The sequence below is a fragment of the Bradyrhizobium viridifuturi genome, assembly GCF_001238275.1.
Taxonomy (GTDB): domain Bacteria; phylum Pseudomonadota; class Alphaproteobacteria; order Rhizobiales; family Xanthobacteraceae; genus Bradyrhizobium; species Bradyrhizobium viridifuturi.
The window spans coordinates 1-21,663 of sequence record NZ_LGTB01000010.1 but is presented as its reverse complement, the minus strand read 5'-3'; the positions used below and the strand labels follow the sequence as shown (position 1 = coordinate 21,663).

General features: G+C 58.7%; 19 protein-coding genes and 4 pseudogenes. 15 read left to right on the top strand and 8 right to left on the bottom strand.

Features of this window, described 5'->3' with window-relative positions:
* Positions 1–43 precede the first annotated feature (43 nt).
* From ALC15_RS41785 to ALC15_RS10860, 11 genes and pseudogenes are all read left to right on the top strand, one after another.
* The gene (locus ALC15_RS41785; RefSeq protein WP_244486031.1) at positions 44–565 is read left to right on the top strand and encodes a nodulation protein NolB; all 522 of its coding nucleotides are present in this window, start codon (positions 44–46) and stop codon (positions 563–565) included.
* A 95-nt stretch (positions 566–660) separates the two neighbouring features.
* A pseudogene (gene sctJ, locus ALC15_RS10905) lies at positions 661–1,436 on the top strand (type III secretion system inner membrane ring lipoprotein SctJ).
* 22 nt (positions 1,437–1,458) lie between these two features.
* Positions 1,459–2,079: a hypothetical protein gene (locus tag ALC15_RS10900; RefSeq protein ID WP_050403010.1), complete on the top strand. Its 621-nt coding sequence runs from the start codon at positions 1,459–1,461 to the stop codon at positions 2,077–2,079.
* Positions 2,076–2,699 (top strand): type III secretion system stator protein SctL, encoded by a 624-nt coding sequence (gene sctL / locus ALC15_RS41780; RefSeq protein ID WP_083992228.1) that lies wholly within the window; start codon positions 2,076–2,078, stop codon positions 2,697–2,699. Before ALC15_RS10900 ends, sctL begins: the two co-directional genes overlap by 4 nt.
* Complete coding sequence (gene sctN / locus ALC15_RS10890; RefSeq protein WP_050627253.1) at positions 2,696–4,051, top strand: type III secretion system ATPase SctN; 1,356 nt, start codon at positions 2,696–2,698, stop codon at positions 4,049–4,051. Before sctL ends, sctN begins: the two co-directional genes overlap by 4 nt.
* Positions 4,027–4,563 (top strand): hypothetical protein, encoded by a 537-nt coding sequence (locus tag ALC15_RS10885; protein WP_050403012.1) that lies wholly within the window; start codon positions 4,027–4,029, stop codon positions 4,561–4,563. Before sctN ends, ALC15_RS10885 begins: the two co-directional genes overlap by 25 nt.
* Positions 4,564–4,620: 57 nt before the next feature.
* Positions 4,621–5,676, top strand: coding sequence for a type III secretion system cytoplasmic ring protein SctQ (gene sctQ / locus ALC15_RS10880; RefSeq protein WP_050627252.1), 1,056 nt, complete (start codon positions 4,621–4,623; stop codon positions 5,674–5,676).
* Complete coding sequence (gene sctR, locus ALC15_RS10875) at positions 5,669–6,334, top strand: type III secretion system export apparatus subunit SctR (protein ID WP_050403015.1); 666 nt, start codon at positions 5,669–5,671, stop codon at positions 6,332–6,334. The genes sctQ and sctR overlap by 8 nt, the downstream gene beginning before the upstream one ends.
* A gap of 1 nt (position 6,335) precedes the next feature.
* Positions 6,336–6,611 carry an EscS/YscS/HrcS family type III secretion system export apparatus protein gene (locus ALC15_RS10870; RefSeq protein WP_050403016.1) on the top strand — a complete coding sequence of 92 codons (276 nt, stop codon included), beginning with the start codon at positions 6,336–6,338 and terminating at the stop codon, positions 6,609–6,611.
* A 695-nt stretch (positions 6,612–7,306) separates the two neighbouring features.
* Positions 7,307–8,122 (top strand): type III secretion system export apparatus subunit SctT, encoded by an 816-nt coding sequence (gene sctT, locus ALC15_RS10865; RefSeq protein WP_050403017.1) that lies wholly within the window; start codon positions 7,307–7,309, stop codon positions 8,120–8,122.
* Positions 8,119–9,156 (top strand): EscU/YscU/HrcU family type III secretion system export apparatus switch protein, encoded by a 1,038-nt coding sequence (locus ALC15_RS10860; RefSeq protein ID WP_050403019.1) that lies wholly within the window; start codon positions 8,119–8,121, stop codon positions 9,154–9,156. Before sctT ends, ALC15_RS10860 begins: the two co-directional genes overlap by 4 nt.
* A 183-nt stretch (positions 9,157–9,339) precedes the next feature.
* Here ALC15_RS10860 and ALC15_RS10855 read toward each other — a convergent pair whose 3' ends face one another.
* Genes ALC15_RS10855 through ALC15_RS10845 form a run of 3 tightly spaced genes read right to left on the bottom strand, consistent with a single transcriptional unit; the run spans position 9,340 to position 12,155 of the window.
* The gene (locus ALC15_RS10855; protein WP_050627251.1) at positions 9,340–9,972 is read right to left on the bottom strand and encodes a CpaD family pilus assembly lipoprotein; all 633 of its coding nucleotides are present in this window, start codon (positions 9,970–9,972) and stop codon (positions 9,340–9,342) included.
* A 9-nt stretch (positions 9,973–9,981) separates the two neighbouring features.
* On the bottom strand, positions 9,982–11,439 hold the full coding sequence (locus ALC15_RS10850; RefSeq protein ID WP_050627250.1) for a type II and III secretion system protein family protein: 1,458 nt from the start codon (positions 11,437–11,439) through the stop codon (positions 9,982–9,984).
* A gap of 26 nt (positions 11,440–11,465) precedes the next feature.
* The gene (locus tag ALC15_RS10845; RefSeq protein ID WP_050403022.1) at positions 11,466–12,155 is read right to left on the bottom strand and encodes a response regulator; all 690 of its coding nucleotides are present in this window, start codon (positions 12,153–12,155) and stop codon (positions 11,466–11,468) included.
* A 165-nt stretch (positions 12,156–12,320) separates the two neighbouring features.
* On the opposite strand from ALC15_RS10845, the gene ALC15_RS44120 reads away from it, so the two are divergent.
* From ALC15_RS44120 to ALC15_RS41770, 3 genes are all read left to right on the top strand, one after another.
* Positions 12,321–12,482 (top strand): hypothetical protein, encoded by a 162-nt coding sequence (locus ALC15_RS44120; protein WP_157860899.1) that lies wholly within the window; start codon positions 12,321–12,323, stop codon positions 12,480–12,482.
* Positions 12,483–15,370: 2,888 nt separating this feature from the next.
* Positions 15,371–15,745, top strand: coding sequence for a VirK family protein (locus ALC15_RS10835; RefSeq protein WP_244486019.1), 375 nt, complete (start codon positions 15,371–15,373; stop codon positions 15,743–15,745).
* Positions 15,746–16,506: 761 nt separating this feature from the next.
* Entirely contained in the window at positions 16,507–17,088 is a 582-nt protein-coding gene (locus ALC15_RS41770) for a hypothetical protein (RefSeq protein WP_198960925.1), read from the top strand.
* Here ALC15_RS41770 and ALC15_RS10830 read toward each other — a convergent pair.
* The 5 genes and pseudogenes from ALC15_RS10830 to ALC15_RS47865 form a co-directional block, all read right to left on the bottom strand.
* Positions 17,068–17,643 (bottom strand): annotated as a pseudogene (locus tag ALC15_RS10830) (IS110 family RNA-guided transposase); the annotation flags it as partial. The gene ALC15_RS41770 and the pseudogene ALC15_RS10830 overlap by 21 nt on opposite strands.
* 44 nt (positions 17,644–17,687) lie before the next feature.
* Positions 17,688–18,541: pseudogene (locus ALC15_RS10825) on the bottom strand (IS66 family transposase); the annotation flags it as partial.
* Positions 18,542–18,733: 192 nt separating this feature from the next.
* Entirely contained in the window at positions 18,734–18,880 is a 147-nt protein-coding gene (tnpB, locus tag ALC15_RS47870) for an IS66 family insertion sequence element accessory protein TnpB (RefSeq protein WP_157860898.1), read from the bottom strand.
* Positions 18,881–18,959: 79 nt separating this feature from the next.
* Positions 18,960–19,157: a hypothetical protein gene (locus tag ALC15_RS46055; protein WP_244486018.1), complete on the bottom strand. Its 198-nt coding sequence runs from the start codon at positions 19,155–19,157 to the stop codon at positions 18,960–18,962.
* Between the two features lie 47 nt (positions 19,158–19,204).
* Positions 19,205–19,306: pseudogene (locus tag ALC15_RS47865) on the bottom strand (transposase); the annotation flags it as partial.
* A gap of 1,896 nt (positions 19,307–21,202) precedes the next feature.
* On the opposite strand from ALC15_RS47865, the gene ALC15_RS45435 reads away from it, so the two are divergent.
* On the top strand, positions 21,203–21,663 hold a 461-nt coding region (locus ALC15_RS45435; protein WP_210168585.1), incomplete at its 3' end, for a hypothetical protein.

The window sequence follows — 21,663 nt, the reverse complement described above, 5'->3', positions numbered from 1 at the left end:
CCCATTCATGCGAGCGAATGGCTAATCTCACAACGTGACAGAAATGATTTCTCCCATGTGGCTTGGAATTGCGACGGTCTCCGCCAACCCCGTCGAGTGTGCCTCCAGCGGCTGTTCGCTGGCACACGCTCAGTTTCACGAGAGTCTCGCGCAGGCCGCCTTGAAACAGGGGGGGATCTCTTCAGTGACCGAGCGCGCGCCGGTGTCATTGGTGCCGGAAGTGCAGCGCGCAGTCACGCCGGCGAGCCCGCTTGGCGATCGCGTCCTTCAGGGCATTTCTGCTATCCACCAGGGCAAACCATTTCCTGGAGGTGCAGTTTCGCCGACGCTCGTCGGCGACCCTGAGCCCGCAAAGAGTGTCCAGCTTGGGCCGGCCGCGCAACCGCTCCTGTGGCCGCAGCAAGTCGAGGTGCATTCGGCGGGCAAGCCGGAAGGCGCGGATCATTTCGATTCGGCGCTGACGAATTTGCGCGATGTTTACAACGGTGTTGTCCAGGTTTCGCTCATCTCCAAAGGGACAGGTGCCGTCAGTTCATCTCTGAATAAGCTTCTATCGGCAGGCTGAGCGAGCCGTTGGCTGTCTTGACGAAAGGCAAGATCGGTAACGGTCGGCCCGCGAGCAAGCGGCTTCATGCTCTTGTTCTGCTGCTGCTTTTACCGATGCTCACCGGTTGCAAAACCGATCTGTATACCAAAGTTCAGGAGCGTGACGCCAACGAGATGCTTGGGCTGCTGCTGAGCAGGGGTGTCGATGCCATCCGGGTTATCGGCAAGGATGGGACGAGCACCATTCAGGTGGAAGAAAAGCAGCTCGCCTATTCCATCGAGTTGCTAAATGACCAGGCTTGCCGCGCCAGCCCTTCAAGAGCCTTGGCGAGGTGTTCAAGGGGTCGGGGCTTGTTGCCTCTCCGGTCGAGGAGCGGGCCCGCTACGTCTATGCTCTCAGCGAAGAATTGTCGCGCACGATCAGCGATATTGATGGGGTTCTCTCCGCCCGTGTTCATGTCGTTTTGCCGAAGAATGATCTTTTGCGGCAGGATGCAACCCCGTCCTCGGCGTCGGTTTTCATTCGGCATGCTTCCAACGCGAAGCTGTCAGCCTTGCTGCCGCAGATAAAGATGCTCGTCGCCAACAGCATCGAAGGTCTATCATACGACAAGGTGGCGGTCGTGTTCGTGCCCGTTGAGCGGACTCAGCATGATGTCTCGGTTGCGCCGGCGGCAGCTTCGCAAGAGTCAACCAGGTTCGTCTCGGCTCCCATTGCGATCGGCGCAGGAGGTGCGCTCGGTGTATTGGGCATCCTATCTTGCGTACTGCTGAGCGTACGTGGTGGCCGACTTCGCCAATCCTGGCGCAAGCTGATGAATCGCGGCAGTGGTGCAAGCAAGCCATCGGTCCAGTCCGTTGGCAAAAAGCTCCCCTCCGATGCGAAGTAGGTAGGCATTCAGGTCCGTATCGATGGTATCCCCCGACCAAAATCATTTGCTCAACGCGCATTCCGATCGCCTGCGTGAGCTTGCCGCCGTGATCCATCCCAGCCGTTTGGCCGGCCATCTTGATGGGCTCCTGTCGGAGGCCACAGTACAGCAGTTGCAGAAGACTCCGAGGCTGCAGCAAAGACTGGCCGAATTGCTGCTGAAAAGTGAGGAGGCCTCGAACGGAACTGACTGGGGCAGGGACGTTCTGCTCGGGCATGATCCGCGTCGGGCGGCCCTGCTCGCTGGCAGTATCTGGCACGCCCGCTCGGTGCTGAAGCTTGTGTCAAAGCATGATGTGGCGATTCTGATCGAAAATATTGGTGCGGAAGCGCATGCGTTCTCAATCCGACACTTATCTGGCGCGGTCGCGACCACATCGATTGTCGATCCGCATAAACTATCGAGCCAGATTGAACATGACGGACATGCGTGCCTTGGTGCCTGGCTCAAGGACGCATCAGAGCTTGACCGTGTGCGGGTCCTTTTCCGTTTACCTGTGGGGACCGCCGCCGAATCCCCAGGAGCCGAACACCACAACGCAGCGAGTCGTTTGCTGTCTTCGGTGGTAGCCCACTTGGCCAGCGAGGCGCCAGCGGTATGACGGCCGATGAAATAGCCCGGCCAAATAGCCCACGGATACGGCCGCTTGGTCCACTCATACCAGCCGCGGAACTGGGCATCTGGTACGATGCGGTGCAGACGCGTGCGCTGGCCGACCGCTATCTGCGGCAGGTTCGCAGTTGGGCAAGGAAAGCCTATCAGCAAGAGCGGGAGCGCGGCCACAGCGAGGGTCTTAGGTCAGGATCGGACGAAATGGCACAGCTGATCGCCCGAGCTGCTTCCGATGTGGCTCGGCGAAAAGCCGTTCTGCAGCAGGAGTTGCCACAGCTCGTCCTTGAGATATTGACCGACCTGCTGGGCTCCTTTGATCCCGGCGAGATGCTGGTAAGAACCGTTCGTCACGCCGTCGAGCAAAGATATGGCAGCGCAGAAGTATGCCTTCACGTGTCTCCTGTGAACGCTGATGCACTAAGACATGAATTCCAGGCGTTCGACGGGACGGATGGTCGGCCGAGAGTCAGAATTGATCCGGACCCGGCTATGGGGCCTGACCAGTGCGTTCTGTGGAGCGAGTTCGGCAATGTGGATTTAGGGCTTGCCGCACAGCTCCGCAAATTACGTCTCAGGCTTGATCCGTCCTCTCAGGAAGGCGAATCGTGACGATGCAACGATCAGACCATGATCAAGCGGCCGGAGAAGCAGATTTGCATGCGGCGCTGGCATCGGTAAGGTCCGCAGCAAAGGACGTCGATACGCGTGCTGTGCGGGGACGGATCACGCGGGCGATCGGCACGTTACTTCATGCCGTATTACCAGGGGCCCGTGTCGGAGAACTTTGCCTGTTGCAGGATCACGCATCCGGATGGGCGCTTGAGGCCGAAGTCATCGGTTTGTTGCCGGATGGGGTTCTGCTGACGCCTATCGGCGATATGGTGGGCCTGTCACACCGCGCGGAAGTGGTCCCAACCGGGCGCATGCAGGAAGTGTCAGTCGGGCCCGGCCTGCTCGGTCGCGTGATCGACAGCTTCGGCCGTCCACTCGATGGCAAGGGGCCCATAAAGACGGTCCATGCTTGTCCGCTCCGCGGCAGGGCACCCAACCCGATGAAGCGGCGTGGCATCGAGCAACCATTTCCTCTCGGCGTTCGCGTGTTGGATGGGCTTCTGACGTGTGGCGAAGGTCAGCGGATCGGAATCTATGGAGATGCTGGGTGCGGTAAGTCGACGCTGATGTCGCAAATTGTAAAAGGGGCGGCCGCTGATGTCACCGTAGTTGCACTCATAGGAGAGCGCGGCCGTGAGGTGCGTGAATTCATTGAGCGTCATCTTGGAGATGCTATTGCGCGCACGATCGTTGTCGTTGAGACATCCGATCGATCCGCAATGGAGCGGGCGCAGTGCGCTCATATGGCGACCGCACTCGCGGAGTATTTTCGTGATCAAGGACTGCAGGTCGTCCTAATGATGGACTCGCTGACGCGCTTTAGCCGTGCCATGCGCGAAATCGGCCTCGCCGCGGGAGAACCTCCGACCCGGCGCGGCTTTCCTCCTTCCGTCTTTGCGCTGCTGCCCGGTCTGTTGGAACGTGCCGGTATGGGAGAGCGGGGCTCCATCACGGCATTCTATACAGTGCTTGTCGAAGGTGACGGTACGGGCGATCCGATCGCCGAAGAGTCGCGCGGTATTCTCGATGGTCATATCATTCTTTCGCGCGCACTGGCTTCGCGCGAGCATTTTCCCGCTATCGACGTGCTGTCGAGCCGGAGTCGTGTCATGGATGCGGTCGCCTCCGCGCCACATCGCAAGGCGGCCTCCGTCTTCCGCGATCTGCTCTCGCGCTACAATGAAGCTGAGTTCCTGATCAAAGTCGGTGAATACAAGCCCGGCAGCGACCCACTGACTGATCGGGCAATCGAGTCAATCGAGGAACTGCGCGCATTCTTGCGTCAGGGCCAGGACGAGCCGTCCAGCTTTGAGGAGACCGTTTCATGGATGTCGCGTCTCACGGCCTGAATCCCGTGCAAGCGTCGAAATTGCGGCTGGTGAAAGACATGAGGGAACGAAGCGCGCTTCGTGAATTGTCGAGCTTGGAAGACAAGCGCCGAATTGCAGCCGACGCGCTGCAGCGGGCGTCTGAGGATCTTGAAGCCACGCAGAAGCATCGCGCCAAGGTTGAAGCTGAACTTTATTGGGAACTGGCGCAGCTCGAGACAACGTCCGTGACCGAACTCGATCGACGATGTCATCTCGTCCTTGGGCGACTGGCAGCAAAGGTCGAATCGGCGCGTCAGGCGCTTGTGCAGGCACGCATCGCGCACGAGGAGACCCAGCGGGCGGTGAATGAAGCGCGGGCACTATGGGCCGGGCGTTCGGCGGCGAGCCAGAAATGGCAAGAGATTGAGGGAAATATCCAGCGCGCGACCGCCGTCCGTTCGGAGTCTGCGGCCGAAATCGACGCCGACGATGAAGTTTTGCTCCGATATCAGGGTGGTTCGCGCAGCCAGACGATCGGCGGAGCATTCTAATGGCTGGTTCAGTTATGACGTCGCGAACTGCGCCCGTGCAACCTGTCGGTAAGTGCCGTGGCTGAACCCGCACTCTTTCAGCCAGCGGTGAAGCTGGCACATGAAGTGGTCTCGTGGGTCAACGAGATCTCCGCACGGCGCAGCGTCCTGCAGAGCCGCCTTGGCGACAAGCCGCTATCCATCCGCGTGAGCCGGCTTGTTTGGCAGGCCGAGCCATATGCCATGTCGATGGTCGACTGCGTATTTCGGGCCGGAGGCGAGACAGCTGTTTTGTCCTTGCCTCGCCTTCTCGTCGAGACACTGATTTCAACAGTCCAGCAGGGCCTTACTTTACCCTCCGACCCAACCTGCTCGCTCGTTCTAGAGCTTGCGCTGGCACCCTGGATCGTTGGATTAGAGAACGTGCTCGCATCGAATGTGCAGCTGATCCGCATCGAAGACGCAACGGCGAAAGGCCCCTATCTGGAGCTCGATGTTGCCACCGGAGCGCTGGCAGGAAAAGCCCGCCTGTTCTTGTTCGCGCCTCTCGACGGTCTGATTCCTTCTGCGTTCCGCTTGTTGGGCGAGTTGATTGGCCAATTACCGCGAGAGCAAGGCAAGATTTCGTCGGAATTGCCGGTCGTGATTGCGAGAGAGATCGGCTCGCTGCGGGCGCCTGTCATGCTCCTTCGCCAAGCACAGCCCGGCGACGCACTGCTGCCCGACGTCATTCCGTTTGCCCATAGCCAGCTGATCCTCACGGCGGACAAGTTGTGGGCGCCGGCGCAGGCCGCAGACGACAGACTTGTCCTTCGCGGACCATTCCGCCTGCAGCCCCATCCTCTAAGGTATGTAGATATGACGATACGCTCCCAAACGGAACAAGCAATCCTGCCCTCGGAAGCCGACATCGACAGTGTTGAGATCACGCTTGTCTTTGAATGCGGCCGCTTGCCTATCCCGCTGGGTACGTTGAGAAGCATCAACGAGGGATACGTGTTCGAACTTGGGCGGCCGCTGGACGGTCCAGTCGATATTGTCGCCAACGGTCAATTGATCGGCCGGGGCGACATCGTGCGCATCGGTGAGGCGCTTGGGATCCGGCTACGTAGCAGGTTGGCAGTCAATGGTTGACATTCAACCAAGCGTCCTTGCGCTTCTCGCGGCGACGGTCGGCCTTGGCCTGCTGGCATTCGCAGTCGTCACAACGACCGCCTTCATAAAGGTTTCTGTCGTTCTCTTCCTGGTTCGCAACGCGCTCGGAACTCAGTCCATACCGCCGAATATCGTCCTGTATGGCGCTGCATTGATTCTTACCGTGTTTATAAGCGCTCCAGTGTTCGAGCAGACTTACAATCGCGTGACCGATCCGCAACTTCGCTATCAGACCGCCGACGACTGGGTGATCGCCGCCAAGGAGGGCAGCGAGCCGCTGCGCGCCCACCTCAAAAAGTTCACCACTGAGGAACAGCGCACGTTCTTCCTGTCATCGACGGAACATATCTGGTCGGATGAGATGCGCGGCAACGCATCAGCCGATGATTTAGCAATTCTCGTGCCGTCCTTTTTGATCTCGGAACTTAAGCGTGCATTTGAGATTGGCTTCCTTCTCTATCTTCCGTTCATCACGATCGACCTGATCGTGACGACAATTCTGATGGCCATGGGCATGTCGATGGTGTCACCAACAATGATATCCGTTCCTTTCAAGCTCTTTCTGTTCGTCACAATCGACGGCTGGTCGCGGCTCATGCACGGATTGGTGTTAAGCTACGCAACGCCCGGAGGTTGAGATGGACGAAGCCAGCATCCTCACCCACGTGAGCCGATCACTTGTCCTGTTCATGATCTGGGTTCTGCCGCCGCTCCTGGCAGCTCTCGTGGCGGGATTGGGTATCGGCATCGTGCAGGCAGCAACCCAGCTGCAGGATCAAACCTTGCCACTGACAGTCAAGCTCCTCGTTGTCGTCGCGGTGCTCGTTCTGTTTGCCCCGGTGCTGAGCGCGCCGCTAATCGAACAAGCCCAGCATATCTTCACTGAGTTCCCCGCGCTCACAGCGAGGTATTAGTGCGGGAACGCAAGGCTGACCAAGCCTAAAGCTATGGCGTCGCGTTTGTCTGTCCTCATTGTGAACCGTGACCAGAAGAGGGGAGTTTCGTCAGCTTACCGAAAGCTCGCCTCACTAGCATGGGACAGATGAATCCGAACTGTCCTGTTCGGCTCGATGGGCCTTCGGAGGAAGAATGATCTCATCTGAAATTGACATCCACTCGATTCAAATCTTGCTCACGATGGAATGACCTGCGGTAAGGCCTGGCCCTCGATGTCTAACCTGGCGAGTTATCAACTAGGAGACAGGCGAACCGCTTTGATCTCAAGCGGCCGCACGGCTTTGACGTTCTGATGGATCATGCCGCGATGAAGGTGCCGCCCGAGACTGATCGCCACAAACTGTTGAATTGATGGAAGCTCCGAAGCGCCAGATCATCAGCACCGCCCTGCGGCCAGTGAGACCCGAAGGAGCTTGGGTTGCTGGCCTTGCAGCGGCGCTATTCGGCGGGTCCTATCTTGAAATGGTCATACCTTATTGGCGACAGCCGTGGATGCTGAGAGTTGAAGCGCACGACCTGGCCTGGCGCTAGGTATGTCGCTCTGCAACCGCTAGGACACGAGGTAGATGACCAGCAGAGTGCTTGACGCCTTGCATCATGGCGAGGCACGGGCGATTAGATTGGCTTGAAGCGAGCGGCGAGCTGGACTCAAATGGATGCGTTGTCACCCACCGAGACGCAAAGTCTGGTTCAGACTGCCGTCGAATTCGTCGTTGCGGCCGGACTTGGCGCGGCCCGGGCGCTTGGCATTATGCTGGTTCATCCGGTATTCACCCGGCCGCACATTAGCGGGATGATCCGTGCAAGCGCGACGGTTGTGATTGGATTGCCTTGCTTGATGCAAATCAAGAGCGGCTTGCAGACGCTGGATCCCGGCACCCGTATGATTGCGGTCGCGCTCCTCGGCGTGAAGGAGATATTTATCGGCCTATTATTCGGCTTTCTGCTCAGCATACCACTTTGGAGCATCCAAGCAGTTGGTGACATCATTGATACCCAGCGCGGCATCTCAAGCCACGTAGACGATCCTGCGACGCGCAGTCAAACCTCCGCAATGGGGCTCTTTCTCGGAACTGCGGCGGTTACGATCTTCGTTGTATCGGGGGGCCTGAACACAATGATCAGGTGCCTCTACGGAAGTTATCTGATCTGGCCCGTGTATCGACTGCTACCGCCCCTGACCGAGCAGGGGGCAATGGAGTTTATCAAGCTTCTCGACCATATCATGCACACGACCCTCGTGGTCGCCGGGCCCGTGCTGGCTCTGCTGCTTCTGATTGACGTATCCCTCATGCTGCTCGGGCGCTTTGCGCCGCAAATCAAGCTGAACGATCTTTCTCCGACTATCAAGAATGCCGCCTTTGGCATCATCATGGTGAGCTACGCCGTCTTCCTGATCGAATATATGGGAGCCGAGATCGTTCAGTTCGACGGTGTGCTGGAGTGGCTCGAGAAGTTCTTGAAATGAACGACACGAGTGAAGAGAAAAAGCTTCCACCAAGCCACAAGAAGCTGAGGGACGCGCGTAAGAAAGGGCAGAGCCCGCGCAGCGCCGATTTTGTGACCGCGGCAAGCCTTTGCGCTGGTTTCGGCTGCCTTTGCCTCAGGGGGGGCCCGATCGTAGACGCATGGCGCGAAGCCGTGCAGCTCACCGACAAGCTGCAGGGCCAGCCGTTCAACAGCGCGGTCGGGCAGGCGTTGGTCGGATTGGTGGACCTTTCTATGGCAGCCGTAGCTCCCATCCTGGGTGCGGCGTTGGTTGCGGCCGTCTTGGCCGGCGTCTTGGCCAACGGCGGGTTGACGATTTCCGTCGAGCCGTTGAAACCCAGTTTTGAGAAATTGGATCCGGTGAAAGGGCTGAAGCGGATTGTCTCCCAGCGCTCGCTTGTCGAGCTTGGAAAGTCCCTCGTCAAAGTATTGGTTCTTGGTGCCACGTTCCTCTTCACTGTGCTCGCAGGTTGGAGGGCACTGGTCTATTTGCCGGTGTGCGATTTGAGCTGCCTTGGTGTTGTCTTTAACGAGCTGAAAGTACTGATAACGATTGCTGCCGGCGCCTTTTTGATTGGTGGGCTGGCCGATCTGCTCATTCAGCGTTGGTTGTTCCTGCGCGACATGCGCATGACGCAGAGCGAGGCCAAGCGCGAGTCCAAGGAACAGGATGGTAATCCGCACATCAAGGGTCAACACCGCAGGATCCGTCGCGAGTCGGCGAACGAGTCTCCGCTCGGCATCCACCGGGCAACATTGATATTGAGTGGACCGGCGACGGTGATTGGCCTGCGCTACGTTCGGGGCGAGACAGGCGTCCCGGTTCTGGTGTGCCGCGGTGAAGGCGCGGTGGCGGCACAGTTACTGGCGCAGGCGCGCGCCCAGCGTCTGAGCATTGTCGAGGATCATGTGTTGGCGCGGCAGCTGATCCGCAAAGGTGGGATGGGTAAGGCCGTTCCGATGGATTGTTTTGAGAGAGTCGCAAAGGCGGTGTTTGCCGCCGGCTTTGTATAGTGTCGATACGCTCAGACCTTCGCGCAAAGACCCTATTGTCGCAGAACCTGGTACAAGCTGCGCGATCCAAAAACGACGGCTGAGCAAAGACAGGACTCCAGGAGCCTCGTCGGCCCATCGCAAGACTGATATGGAAACCAGAGTGTCCAGCGTCGTTCGTCCTGCCCGGATGTTGCGAGCCGCTTATTGGGTTTCTGGCGCCCCCCTGTTTTGGGTTCCATCCTCCAAATTGCTGCGATTGCCGGTCGCCGCGGGCCCACGAGCTGTGATGGGAAGCACTGCACGATCACCACTGGTCGGCATGACGGCGCCATTGCCTAGCAGGTCGCCAGGATCGTTGACCATGACGGCGAGGTTATTGCGGACTGAGCAGCCAAGCGTTGGATCAAACGAATTGTCGCCTAGAGAAGGGCCCGTGACAGCGAGCGGCGGACAGACGGCAGGATGTGCCTCGTAGGTAATTGCCTCGATCCGGACCCCGAAATGTGCGGGTAGATCGACGGGAGAGGCGGACAGGCGGATATTGTAGGGGGCAACGCCCATCGCGCGCGCCTCATGGGCAACCTGCGCTACGAGCCGCGGTGAGCCGGCGACGTCGAGTTGGAGTGCATCGCGCCGGCCGCGGCTGGCATTCGCAATGAAATCCCGCAGGCCGTACTTGTCGTTGCGACGAAGATTTTGAAGCAGCAGGACACTGGTCTTCTGCTCCACCCGAGCCGCTTGTCCAGCCGGTCCGGAAGAAATCGCAGCACTATTTGCACATCCGCCAAGGGCCGCCGCAACTGGGATCAAAAGACATAGGTGTCGCAAGGTCATTGGCAGTCCTCATTCTATGATAAAGCCGGCACCGACGGTTGCACCCGATCTGGCCGTGGCGGGCGCCGCCTCATGGCCCTTCGACGAACCAGCCAGCGTATTCGTCAGGGTGCGCCCTGCGTCCGAAGGCGGCCCTATGCGATCAGTTGGAGCGCTCATCTTGGCCGGGCTAGATCCCGGTCGGACGATGTAGGGAGTGACAATGATGACCAGTTCGGTCTCCTGCTTCTGAAATGAAGAGGAGCGAAACAGCACACCAAGGATCGGAACATCGCCTAACCAAGGAAAAGTGCCGATGTCGGTACTGAAATTGCGCCTGATAAGCCCCCCAATGGCGAAGCTTTGACCGCTGGCAAGCTCAACGACAGTACTGGCACGACGCGTGGAGAGGCCGGGCACCGATATTCCGTTGACGCTGACCTCGCCTTCTTTCGACAGTTCGCTGACTTCAGGCTTCACATGGATATTGATCTGATTATTGCTGAGGACGGTTGGGATGAACTCCAGGCTGATTCCGAATTGTCGGAATTGGACCGAGACTTGCCGGTTGTCCTGCATCACCGGAATCGGAAATTCGCCACCTGCCAGAAAACTTGCGGATTCCCCGGACATGGCGGTCAGGTTCGGTTCAGCCAGGATCGAGGCGAGGTGCTCGCTGGCGAGTGCGTCGAGAACAGCGCTCAGGTTGATATTGCCAGCGCTGTACCCGATGCCGATCGTGCCGCCGCCGCGGGCCGATCCGGAACCGCCACTTTTTCCCGTGGCAAGGAAAGCGCCGTTCGGACCGGAAGCCGTGAAGTTGATATTGAGGTCCTTGACGGCACTGCGGGAGACTTCCGCCACCCGCACACTCAGATTCACCTGCAGCGAACCTGCCACCTGAATCTTATTGACGACCAGCGCACCCGGACCGAGAAACTGCTCGGTCACCTTCCTGGCCGTCTCGACGATATCGGCGTTGGGAGCCGTGCCGCCAAGGATTGCGCCGCGTGGGGTATAGCTGACCTGGATCGGATAATCGCCGATCTCAGCCTTCAGCGTGGCACGCAGGTCCTCGATCGGCTGGGTGACGACGACGCGCAGCTCGGCGAGAGCCTCGCCGTTGTCGTTCAACGCGAACAGGCTGGTTCGTCCGGATTTTTTGCCAAATACGAATATCGTGCTGCTCGATGGCGCCTGATAGTCGGCGATCGCCGGGTCGGCAACAAAAATGCTCGCTGCCGGCGCGTTCAGATGAACCGTCTTGCCCTGTGAGGAGGTGAGATTGAGCGTGCCGGTGGTGCTGCCAGGCGCCGAATGTGGCGGCTCTCCTTTGCTGTCCCGTTTTGTCTCGGCTGCGCCTGCAAGCGGAAATAGCAGAGCAAGTCCGCACAGGACATAGCACAAGCGCGGCAGAGCGGCAGAGCGTTGCGCTATCATGACCATGAGCGGCAGATTGGCGCCGGCAGCATTCTTGACGACCTTCAAGGGATTGTTGCTTTCAAGTTAGATTGCTAGGCAGCCGATGCCGCGCCGACGAGTTCAAGGGTGTAGCCGACCCCGCGCGCGGTCTTGATCCTGAGCGTCGCACCGGCCTGGTTCAAATGCGCGCGTAAGCGATAGATCCCGACTTCCAGCGCGTTGGTCGAGACCTCGTCGTCAAACGCATACAAGCTATCTTCCAGCGATGTGCGCGGCACGGTGCGGCCGGCGCGGTTGAGCAGATGTTCGAGAATGCACACTTCGCGCCGCGCAATTCTCAGTATCCGGCCGCCAACCGAGACTTGCCTTGCGATAGGGTCGAAATGCAGATTGCCGAATGTCACCACCGGCGCCGTCATTTGCGTCGATCGTCGCAGGATGGCCCGCATGCGGGCGATGAGTTCGTCGATAGACACGGGCTTGGGCAGGAAATCATCCGCACCTGCATTGAAAGTTGCAATTCGGCGGCTGAGATCATTGAGACTGCTCATCATCATCGCCGGCATTGATCGTCGCTCGCGCCGCAACTGCTTCAGCCAATCCAGTCCGTCTCCGTCGGGCAAGACAGATTCCAGCAGGACCATGTGGTAGTTCGCGCATTCCAGCGCGGCCGACGCCTCATCCAGTGTGCGCGTCACATCGACGGCGAAGCCGCAATTCAAGAGCGCTTCCTTCACGGCGCGGCCAAAGTCCGCATGATGATCAACCAGGAGAATTCGCATTCATTGCCTCTCGTCCATCCTCGGCAGGACTTGAGCGTGTCACGGTTGACCATGTGGCTCGGTGGGCGGCCGCTTTGACGTGAATTCGAAAAGTCGGAAATGCCAGGATGGAGCATAGTGGCAGGCGATCAATGTTTGCCGGTCTATCGTCATCGGATAGGCGGCTTGCCGCGCATCGCGTCCGCCGGCGACACCGTTCAAAAGACCCTGCATGTCAGCAAGAGCTCCGCTATTTCCAACAAGGTTGAAAGCCTTGGCAGCGCGCTGATGCATCTGTGGGCCGAGGCCGCCGCCGGCAGGAGCGATTACGCCAAACCGCGCGAGTGAAACGAAATCGCAAGTGAGAGCGGCTGAATTGGCCGAACAAACTAGCGAAGCTGACATTTTGAAACTCCCTCAATTCGTCTTAATCCGCGGTCGGTCCTGCTAGGCTGTTGAGCCTGTAGTGTCGTCAAGCCACGGCAATGCAAGGTTTTTCGCGTTTTTTAAGACAGTTCACGCGCTGTGCATCTGGCCGATGTGTTGGAAGAAGCCGAGATGCACGACGAAAGATCAATACGCCTGTTGGCTGGATAGACATCCTCTCGTTGGCCGGTGATTGCCGCGCGAGGTGCCAATCGTCCAAAGTGCGGTCGCGCCGGAGTCCTCCCATGCCGCCGCGGAGCGAATGCAGCGAACGAAGGAGGAATCGAGTCCGGCGTTGCGAGCGCGCATCGCCTGAGGTGGTTGCCCAGGCTCCGTGTCGTCACACGGCTAAACCACGAGACAATGATCTGATCCGGAACTCGGCGTATGACCGGCAGACAAAATTGTGACTGCTCGCGTTCTTCTCGCCCGCTGGATCCTGGCCTGGCTACGCGTGGGGCGAGTCGTCCTACGCTGTGCGCAGAAGCGATGCACGATGTACGCTCTGAAGAGAAGCCATCGAGTGTAACGAGGCGGAGCGGCCGTGCATTGAGTTTTTGAGACGTTCGCAATTCTTGCTACCTGTCAGGAAGAGTTCACGCGAGCGGGCTCTGTCGCGAGACTGTCGTAAATCCTACAATCTGACGCTAGGTGAGATTCAAGCGCTTTGACGACTTCTTGTAGCGGCGCCATCAGGCTCGAAAGCCTCGTGAGATAGCGGCGATACAGTTTAGACCAGACCATCGACCTGCGCATGGCGGTCTTGCGCTATCCAGGTCGTGAGCATTTCGCCGTCCGATCAAGCTTAGCGCCAGAGCCATGGATGTGCACGAAGAGCCAGTCGTTCGTGCCAGGCTTTGGGCAAAGCCATGGCATCACAATCGGACGATCGACGGATCCGCCTCATGCGTGGCAATATTGCGGGAAGACCGGGGCGGGTATGCGTTCGCGTGACGGGCATGGGCTAACAGCCGAGATGCGGACGAGCGATCGCGCGAGCCAATTTGATCATCAAGGAACTGAGGAGAGAATCGATTGCCAGACGTCATTTTGAATGCTGCCTCCATAGATCGCGGTCGACTATGAGGGGCTTTGGTGCGATCAGCAAAATCGATTGTTTTGATGGAACACATCCAGGTGACGGATCGGCCCTGCTGCAACAGTATCGCCTGTCGCAGACGAGTGAATAGCTGAAGCGGTCGCGGCCAAAGCGTTGATCGCGCTTCAATGTCAGGTCGTGCTAGCTAAAAGGGGCGATACTTCGCGTTCAGAGGTTTACTTCGTCACGCCTCCGGCCACGCGTGATGGCCACTAACAAATTGATGCAGTGCGATGTCGGAACGTAGCCAAGATACCAAGATGCCCCGAACGGCCAGCTCCTCCGTCGTAGTGCGACTTTCTCTCTCGGAGCCCTCACCGCCCGTAGCGCATTGCGTAGGGGGCTGCCCCGTTCGATCGGCGAGTTGATCAGACATCGGTCGCGCCACGCCTGCTCAAACTGTTACGCGTGAGGTGTGCCGTGCTCCAGGTCTACCATGAGGTGGTTGTCTTGGTGCATGAACCAAAACGAACCATACTAAATGGCGCGGTCGACAGAGTATCGATGCATTACTCCCGCGCTTGTAGGGATTTGCTTCGCTGGCGGCCCGGTAGCTCTCCAAGTTGCCGCCCAGGAACAGGCGCTCAGTCTCTCGGGTTGGAGTTCTGCCGAGTGAGCAAATCAAATAGACGTCCCCGTCGATGTGGTCCGGATCGTCGGCATTCATTCCAAGACCGATGCTGCTCAGCACGTCGTCAGGCGTTCAGACCGCGGACGTCGGTACCGTATAGGTGTGCAGCGCGTCCGCATTGTTGGCGATCGCTCTCGCCCAAGTATCGCACGAAACGGCGAATGTTTCCGGATCCTCGACCAACGATACCAAGGCAGATGTGGTCGTCTGGCCGCGCATATGCCAGCCTGCCTGTCGATCCGGCTCGGCTGCTGCAGCACGTCGTGAACCCCGAATGGAGTGTCGGCGGCATTCCGGGGATCAACATTCATTTCAGTCTCCATTCGAGTGCCGGCTATTGGCGCAAACTATTGCAGGCGCAGCTTTCGAGAAGCTGACGGACCAGGAAGGAAGCCATTTGCCTTGGCCTTTGAGGGGAGCCGGATGGATTTGGTCAGTGAGGCGATCGTCAGCCAGAAGGAAGACGCGCAAAGCCAGGGATCACAAGTCGGCGCTGTCTCGTGCTCTCTGTCGTTGCTGTTTCGAGTGGGCCGAGATCGTGTCCTTTGACTGAGCTCGTTCGGACCGCCGCGCCAGGTTCGCTCCACCACCACCTCTTTGCGGGTACGCCCTCTGGGGCAGCAGTCCTTGCCCGGCTATCACATGGACAAGCTGGCGGATGCGACGGGCCGCCGTGTTCTTTTCAAGTCGTTTGCTTACAAAGATGCAAGAACGGCATCCTCTCGGAGCCGTCGGACCTGCAATGGACGAGCGCGACCGGTTACCGTTTTGTAGTTTCCAAGCGGCCGACGCTCGATCGAATCGTTCTAGCTAGTCGATTTTGCACGAGGGCGAGCCGCTTTAGCAAACCTGACCTACGAGGTTGTGACGTCGGAATAGCCGTTACAACCACTTGCGCCTAGTTGCGGCAAATTGTCTTTGTCGCAGGCACGCTTGATGTCTTAAATCCGCCAATCGGCTTACACGACGTCTTGCAACGTGCGATCTGTGGTACTTATCGAGGGAGATGAGCGTATGAAGTGTAGTGGCAAAGGACTGGCGATCGTATTGTCCTTGCTTTCGACCGTAGGCGTGAGCACGATGACGAGAGCCGATGAGCCCTCGCCGAAATACACCGAGGTGCTCCATGCCCTGCAGACCGGCAAGAATGTGAAGCTCGTACTGGACATGAGCCACTGTACAGCCGCGGAGGGTGGCAAAGCTGCGTCGGCAACACAGGCTGGTCTGGTCATCAATGCCTTCAGGGTGACCCCCCAGAACGGCATTAGCTTCGCCAACGCCCACCAAACGGTGGACAGCTCCGGGCATGCCGTGACCGAGTACATCCGCCATAGCCTGAGCCGCGAAGGCAGGCTCACGGTGCGGGCTTCGAAGCTTGTCGTCGGGACCACCGAACTCGTGAACCAGGGCGAATTCATCTGCGAACTGCCGGATGGCGCTAAGTTCATCTGGTAAACGAAGAGAACAGCGCAGGGGGACGCGCTTCGAAACCTTGATCCTTTAACCGTGCAAACACCTTCGCAGGTCATGGCGGATGGTTTCGATCGTGAGAGGCGGCCAGATTGTTTCTGGCCGTCTTTTCCTGAAGCGCATCGAATGCACGAACTTGCTGTCTCAAGGTATCGTATGACGGCCATCGATCCTCATTAAACCTCGGTTATCGGAAGATCGGCGGTTCCGGCTAAGAGTGACCGCAACCAGCTTGGAGCAGGAATTTTTTACGAACTGGGCGGACTAAACTAACCATGAGGGAACCCAGCGCTGTTGCAGGGGTGCCGATTTAAAGCGCCAAAAGCGAAAACAGAAGGCTTTTTGATCCACCAGCGACGTCGCTCGCGTGGTTGCAAAGACGGCAGCATCAAGATGAGCCCGCTGCGGACAAGCTCTACTGCTAGCATCGAGACGTTAGTATGTCGGGAAGCAGACAAACCCAACTCAAACGTCATCCAAACTGTCGACTATTGCTTGGCACGAAAGAATGCACACCCCTAGCCATGCCCAGGGGCTTTCCGGGCATGGCTACTATCGCAAGTTGCGGCCGTGGCTGGCCACTGAAGTTAGCAGTGCGTAACATAAGGCAGACGGCGTCTGCTCGGCCGATACCGGCGGGCGTCTTGTCACGTCGCCGCTAACTTTCAACGGGGTGAATTGCAGGCTTGTACGGTTAGAGCAGAATGAAGGGGACGCGCTGGAGAGGGCGCGAAAGACCTCGGAAAATGAACGCAGAGAACAACTTCGCGGCCCGGCTCCTTGACGCCGGACGCCTAGCAGCAATCGCGCGTACACGTGGCCTGAAGACGGATGTTTCATACTACGTCGACGAGGCGCTCAAGGAGCTTTGGCGGACCAGATCACCGGAAGAAGCAAAAGCGATCGCAGAGCGTTGGGTCTTATGGGACGCAAAGGGGAAGCCTTGGCCGCGCGTGCCCCCACTGGAAAACGTCGTCCCGTTCAAACGGACCGGCGCGGCCGAGATGCCGAGGACGCCCTTGCAAGCAATCCGCGAATGGTTCGAAAAACAAAATGAGGACGTACAATGTGAAATCGCTGGCATGGCGGCGCTTTTGATTTTCGAAGAATGCAATCTTCTCGACTTCAGCAACAAGGAATGGTGCGACCATTTGCGCCGATGGCTCGGTGAGACGGGATTACCAAACCATAAGGTCATCGGCCGTGCTCTGACGTTTCGCACCTGTTTCGAGTATTTCTCGGAGAGCAGGTTCACCGAAGCGGCGTGGATGCGATCCAAAGAAGCAGCCGTGAAAATCCTTGCAGATGAGTCCCGCGAGCAGGTCTAGCATCAATCGGAACATGGCGAGGGCCGCTTCGGGAAGCGAACTGGCCATCTCTTCCCCCTCGATCAAATCGGCAAGCTTCACCACATGCGACGGTCCTTTGGGCGCAATCCAGCCATGTTCTGTGAGATGCCCCCGGATCGCATTGATGAGCTGGGTTCGCTGCCGTACCAACAGGTCTCGGGTTCTAAACACTAGACCGGCCGCCTGCTGCTCTTCGCTCTTAACGGCCACGAACCGCATGCTCGGCCGCTGGGCAGCTTCGCAGATTGCCTCGGCATCGATCGCGTCGTTCTTTTGCCGCTTCACGAACGGTTTTACATAGGCGGGTGGGATCGGCCGAACTTTATGACCAAGCTGGGTAAGCTGACGGGCCCAGTGATGCGCTCCACCACACGCCTCCAGCGCTACCGTGCAACTCGGCTGCGCCGCGAAGAAATCCAGCAGCTTTCCCCGGCTGATCCGCTTGCTGAATATCGCGCAACCCCGCCCATCCGCCCCGTGAGCGTGAAAAACATGCTTGGCGATATCCAGACCGATTGTGACAACCTTTGACACGGGCGCCTCCCTTAAGTGGTTCTCAACAACTCCACTTTGGCACATCGATGCCGTCGGCGGGGCGTCCACCCGACATAAGTAGGCCGTCTTGGTCGATCCGGAGCGAGCGTCGGCAAGGTGGTTTCGTCGGCAGAGACCTTTCGGCCTTCTTGACCTCGCTGGAGATGTAGTCGGCCATGAAGCCGAGCTTGCCCATCCATTGCGCCATCAGCTGGCGGTCGAGCTCGATCTTGTCGCGGGCGTAGATAGCCTCCTGCCGATAGAGCGGCAGGCCATCGGCATGTTTGGCGACCGCGATCTGGGCCAGAACCGCTTCCGTCGGAATGCCTCCTTCGATGATGTGGGCCGGGGCCGGCGCCTGGATCACACCGTCCGCGTTCTTGAAGGCATACCTGGGACGGCGCGTGACGATCACTCGGCACTTCGCCGGCACCACATCCAGGCGCTCCGACACGTCCTCGCGGATCAGCACCTTCTGCTTGCCGGCATGCTCCGCCAGCTCTTGCGGCTCAATGACAGTTTCGATCCGCTCCTGATGGAGCGCAAAGCCCTTGCGCCAACGCGGTGCACGCTTACTATCCGCTTGCGCACGGCCTTTGCTGACCTGGGCCTTGATCGCAGCGATGCCGGTCTCGATCTTCTCGAAGACGAAGGCCTGTTGTTCATCGTCGTCGGTGGCCGCCGAGCTTTTCCGATCGTCGGCCGAACCGGGCGCGGTCGAAAGCCTTCAGGATCTGCGTCAGTCGCTCGCGCGTATCGACATCGGCATTGCGGGCCTTGAGATCGGCGACTTCGTTCTCCAGAGCAGCGGCGTGGGCCGCTTTCTCGGCCATGGCAAGTACCATGGCCTTCAGCGCGTCTCTAGGTCATTCGGGAGGCTGAGATCGGGCGGCGTCATTAACCCGACCAGAGCACATCTTGCTCCGCTTCTCTTGCCCTTTCAGGCCGCTGGTCACTTCGCCGCAGTGCTTTTACCCAACAATCTCCGGCGGCTCGACGCCGCGGTCCGGACCCGCTTCCAGTCCATCCCATCCACCAGTGCCATCAACCGCGCAGCATTCAGCTGCACCCGATGATGTCCGATCCGCGGTCAGCAGAACCTCGCCTTCTCAAGCCGTTTTAAATAGAGGCACACGCCAGAGCCATCCCACCATACGATCTTGATTCTGTCGGCCCTTTTTTTGGCCCGGAACACATAAAGCGCACCGTCGAACGGATCTGAGCCCGCATCGCGCACCAGCGCGCAACAAGGCCGTCGATTCCCTTGCGGAAGGCGACTGGATGGCTGGCCAGGTACACCTTCACGCCGGAGGGGATCATGCCGAACGGGCCGCCCGGATCACCCGATGCAACTGCGTCTCGTCGACGTCCGCGCCGGCGCGCACGATCATCTCGCTAATAGCAATTTCGATCACTGCGCCTGTCGCAGACACCACCACACCCTCGCAACTCGAGTGCCGCGAGCGATAATGTCGTTCGGGCCGAGCATCGCGACGCCGGGCGAACAGCTGCACGGGTGAATGCCGATCCGCCGGGCGATCGCCGAGACGCTAGCGCTTGGCTCCAGCGCCTCAATCACGACTTGGGCCTTAAACTCGTACGACCAGCGTCGGCGAAGCTGCCGCGGCGCTCCCTCAAGACAGTCGGCAACCGCTTCGATCATACGGAGGGTTCTAGTTCCAGAACTAGGCGTAAACATAGAAGCGCTCATCGGCTCACAAACTCAGCAGCCGATAGCCGATTGCTCAACCCCCTGCGCCCGACGGGGTCTCTTTGCCGCTTACGACCTCAAGCCCGATGAGCAAAATGAAATCGAGTATACTATACACGAGATCGCCAACGAGGATGGGCTGGTCTACGGGTACGGCGTAGAGATCAAAGAAGGAGCACCGCAGAACATCCTCGACAAACTTGCGTGGCTGCCCAGGAGGGACGGCTTAGTGCCGATCCCTTCGTGCGATCTCATTCAGTCGTCTGACTGATGACGGGCAGCCTGTCCGGAGCCGCCAAAGAATGGCTGTGAGCAGCGCCCGACGCGGGATTAGGCGCACCATCCTACCGCATGCATCCTGCAATGGCTTAGCATGATTATTGCTGAGGCATGCATTGTTTAAATGCTCATACGTTGACCTCCCATGAGACAGCCAAGCTCTTCTGTGCGCAGCCTCGCACGGGCGGTTCTTCGACGCGGCCGCCCGTGCATTTTTTCAGCGGTACGTCCTCGGAGGAATTGCCGTGATTAGTCGTAATGAAGCCTCTACGAAAGCCAAAGAGACGCTCGACGAATGGCACATCTTGATGACCGACGCGCTTGACAAACTTGCAGAGCTTCAAAGCACCATATCGCTACCTAGCCCGTCTTGAAAACAGAAAGCCAGCTCAACCGCGCCGGCTTAACGATAGCCACGTCGGAAGTTCTGCGATTAGTAGCCGCTGTTCTCTTTCTCCATTGCATTCTAGTTCGAATGGCACGTGGGTTGCTGGGACATCTGTGGCTTGGCTTCCTGAGTGAGGTCGTCGCCGAGGCGGCCAAGTCACGACCGGAGACTTCGCACGGACGGCACCTCCCCATCGTCCGTGCGCTTTTCTGAAAGCGCGAGTAGTCAGCCGCACGGCGAAAGCTCCCCTTCGTGGAGATCATGCTATGACCTGTTCCACGCTTTCGAGAATGCCATTGCGGTGCTCCGAGAATGGTCTGAGGGCAGACCGCAATGAACATCGCACTTACCACGATTGCGGAGCTTATGGCGAGAAGGGCGTCCAGAACGGACGCTCTCTTCATCGGTTGGCTCCGACGATCACTCAGGGAGGCCTGCAGCCAATGGACAGGCTCAAATTTATACCCGCTTTCGAGGTCGCTATTCGATCTGCCGATCCCGCCAAGCTGGCCGAACTTCGAGAGGCCATCCGCGAGCGCGGGGTCCTGATAAATTTACGGTGGCGAGCATCTTGTGCGCAAGAATACGCTTACGCTCCTTAAGCTGCTCAAGATGATCGGCGGGTTCACGCCCTGTTGCGTCGTGAAGGCTGACGCTATGGCCGTAAGACTCGGCGCGTCTATCGCTGCTTGAGCCCTCAACCGCGCAACCATACGTTCGAAGCGCCGGGTCAAAGCGATGACTGCCTTGCCTACTACCAGAACAAGCAGTTACCTCTAGGATCGCTACAACTTAAGCTTTTGAGGCCGTCTGCGTTGGTTGCGCGGTGAAGTGGCAGCATGAGCAGCGGCGTTAACGCTCGTTACGATATCAACCGGAACCTACGGAACTTGTCAAATGCAAGCGCCTGACGTCGGATGCGAGACGTCGCCGCCAATCGCTTCGCTGGAGACGCACCGCATGCCCTGGCGCCGTCACGGCGATCCCATCGTCGTCTGGATTAATACGCCAGGTGCTTGCAAGCATGATTTCTCGCTTTGTAGTGGCATTCGATCAGGTGCATTCCGTCGCAAGCTTGGATCTTCTTATATCGTGTTAAGCGTGATGGCATCCACATAATGACGGACGGGATCGAGACTAAGAACGTTGCACAGCCTCCAATTGACCTGGAGGGGGGGTACATGACAGCGACCGAGCTCGCTGCGCAATTTAGGAGGACGCCAGCGACGATCGCCCGTTGGGCGCAAATGCCGAATTTTCCCCGTGCGACGGCTTTGAACGGCGATGCGCATTGGCCGATAACTGAAGTACAGGTCTGGTATCGCAAGCGCCAAAGGGCACACCGGGCCGCGCTACGTGCCAAAGAGGCGGCTATAGAGGCGGCTGTCGAGAAGGCTCGCCAGCGCCAACGCCTGATCGCAGCGTTTGCTCGCTGCTGCCCGCTGAAAGTCGAGCGATCAGTTGCTCCGCCGCGTGACGTGCCTCTCTCTCGCAAGATGGTCGTCCGAGCAGACGGCTCGCTTGCTCCTGCCACAGGCGATGATAGCCAGATCGCGAGCGCACCGCGGAATCACGTTAACAACGAGATTGGATCGTCTGGGGGAAATGACGCTAAGTCAGGGGGGCTGGACCAGCCGCGAGA

Bases quoted from the DNA above. Each gene is read 5' to 3' on its own strand.
- ALC15_RS41785 (WP_244486031.1), top strand. From the start codon at position 44: ATGATTTCTCCCATGTGGCTTGGAATTGCGACGGTCTCCGCCAACCCC.
- ALC15_RS10900 (WP_050403010.1), top strand. From the start codon at position 1,459: ATGGTATCCCCCGACCAAAATCATTTGCTCAACGCGCATTCCGATCGC.
- sctL (WP_083992228.1), top strand. From the start codon at position 2,076: ATGACGGCCGATGAAATAGCCCGGCCAAATAGCCCACGGATACGGCCG.
- ALC15_RS10885 (WP_050403012.1), top strand. From the start codon at position 4,027: ATGGATGTCGCGTCTCACGGCCTGAATCCCGTGCAAGCGTCGAAATTG.
- sctR (WP_050403015.1), top strand. From the start codon at position 5,669: ATGGTTGACATTCAACCAAGCGTCCTTGCGCTTCTCGCGGCGACGGTC.
- ALC15_RS10870 (WP_050403016.1), top strand. From the start codon at position 6,336: ATGGACGAAGCCAGCATCCTCACCCACGTGAGCCGATCACTTGTCCTG.
- sctT (WP_050403017.1), top strand. From the start codon at position 7,307: ATGGATGCGTTGTCACCCACCGAGACGCAAAGTCTGGTTCAGACTGCC.
- ALC15_RS10860 (WP_050403019.1), top strand. From the start codon at position 8,119: ATGAACGACACGAGTGAAGAGAAAAAGCTTCCACCAAGCCACAAGAAG.
- ALC15_RS10855 (WP_050627251.1), bottom strand. From the start codon at position 9,972: ATGACCTTGCGACACCTATGTCTTTTGATCCCAGTTGCGGCGGCCCTT.
- ALC15_RS10845 (WP_050403022.1), bottom strand. From the start codon at position 12,155: ATGCGAATTCTCCTGGTTGATCATCATGCGGACTTTGGCCGCGCCGTG.
- ALC15_RS10835 (WP_244486019.1), top strand. From the start codon at position 15,371: ATGACGAGAGCCGATGAGCCCTCGCCGAAATACACCGAGGTGCTCCAT.
- ALC15_RS41770 (WP_198960925.1), top strand. From the start codon at position 16,507: ATGAACGCAGAGAACAACTTCGCGGCCCGGCTCCTTGACGCCGGACGC.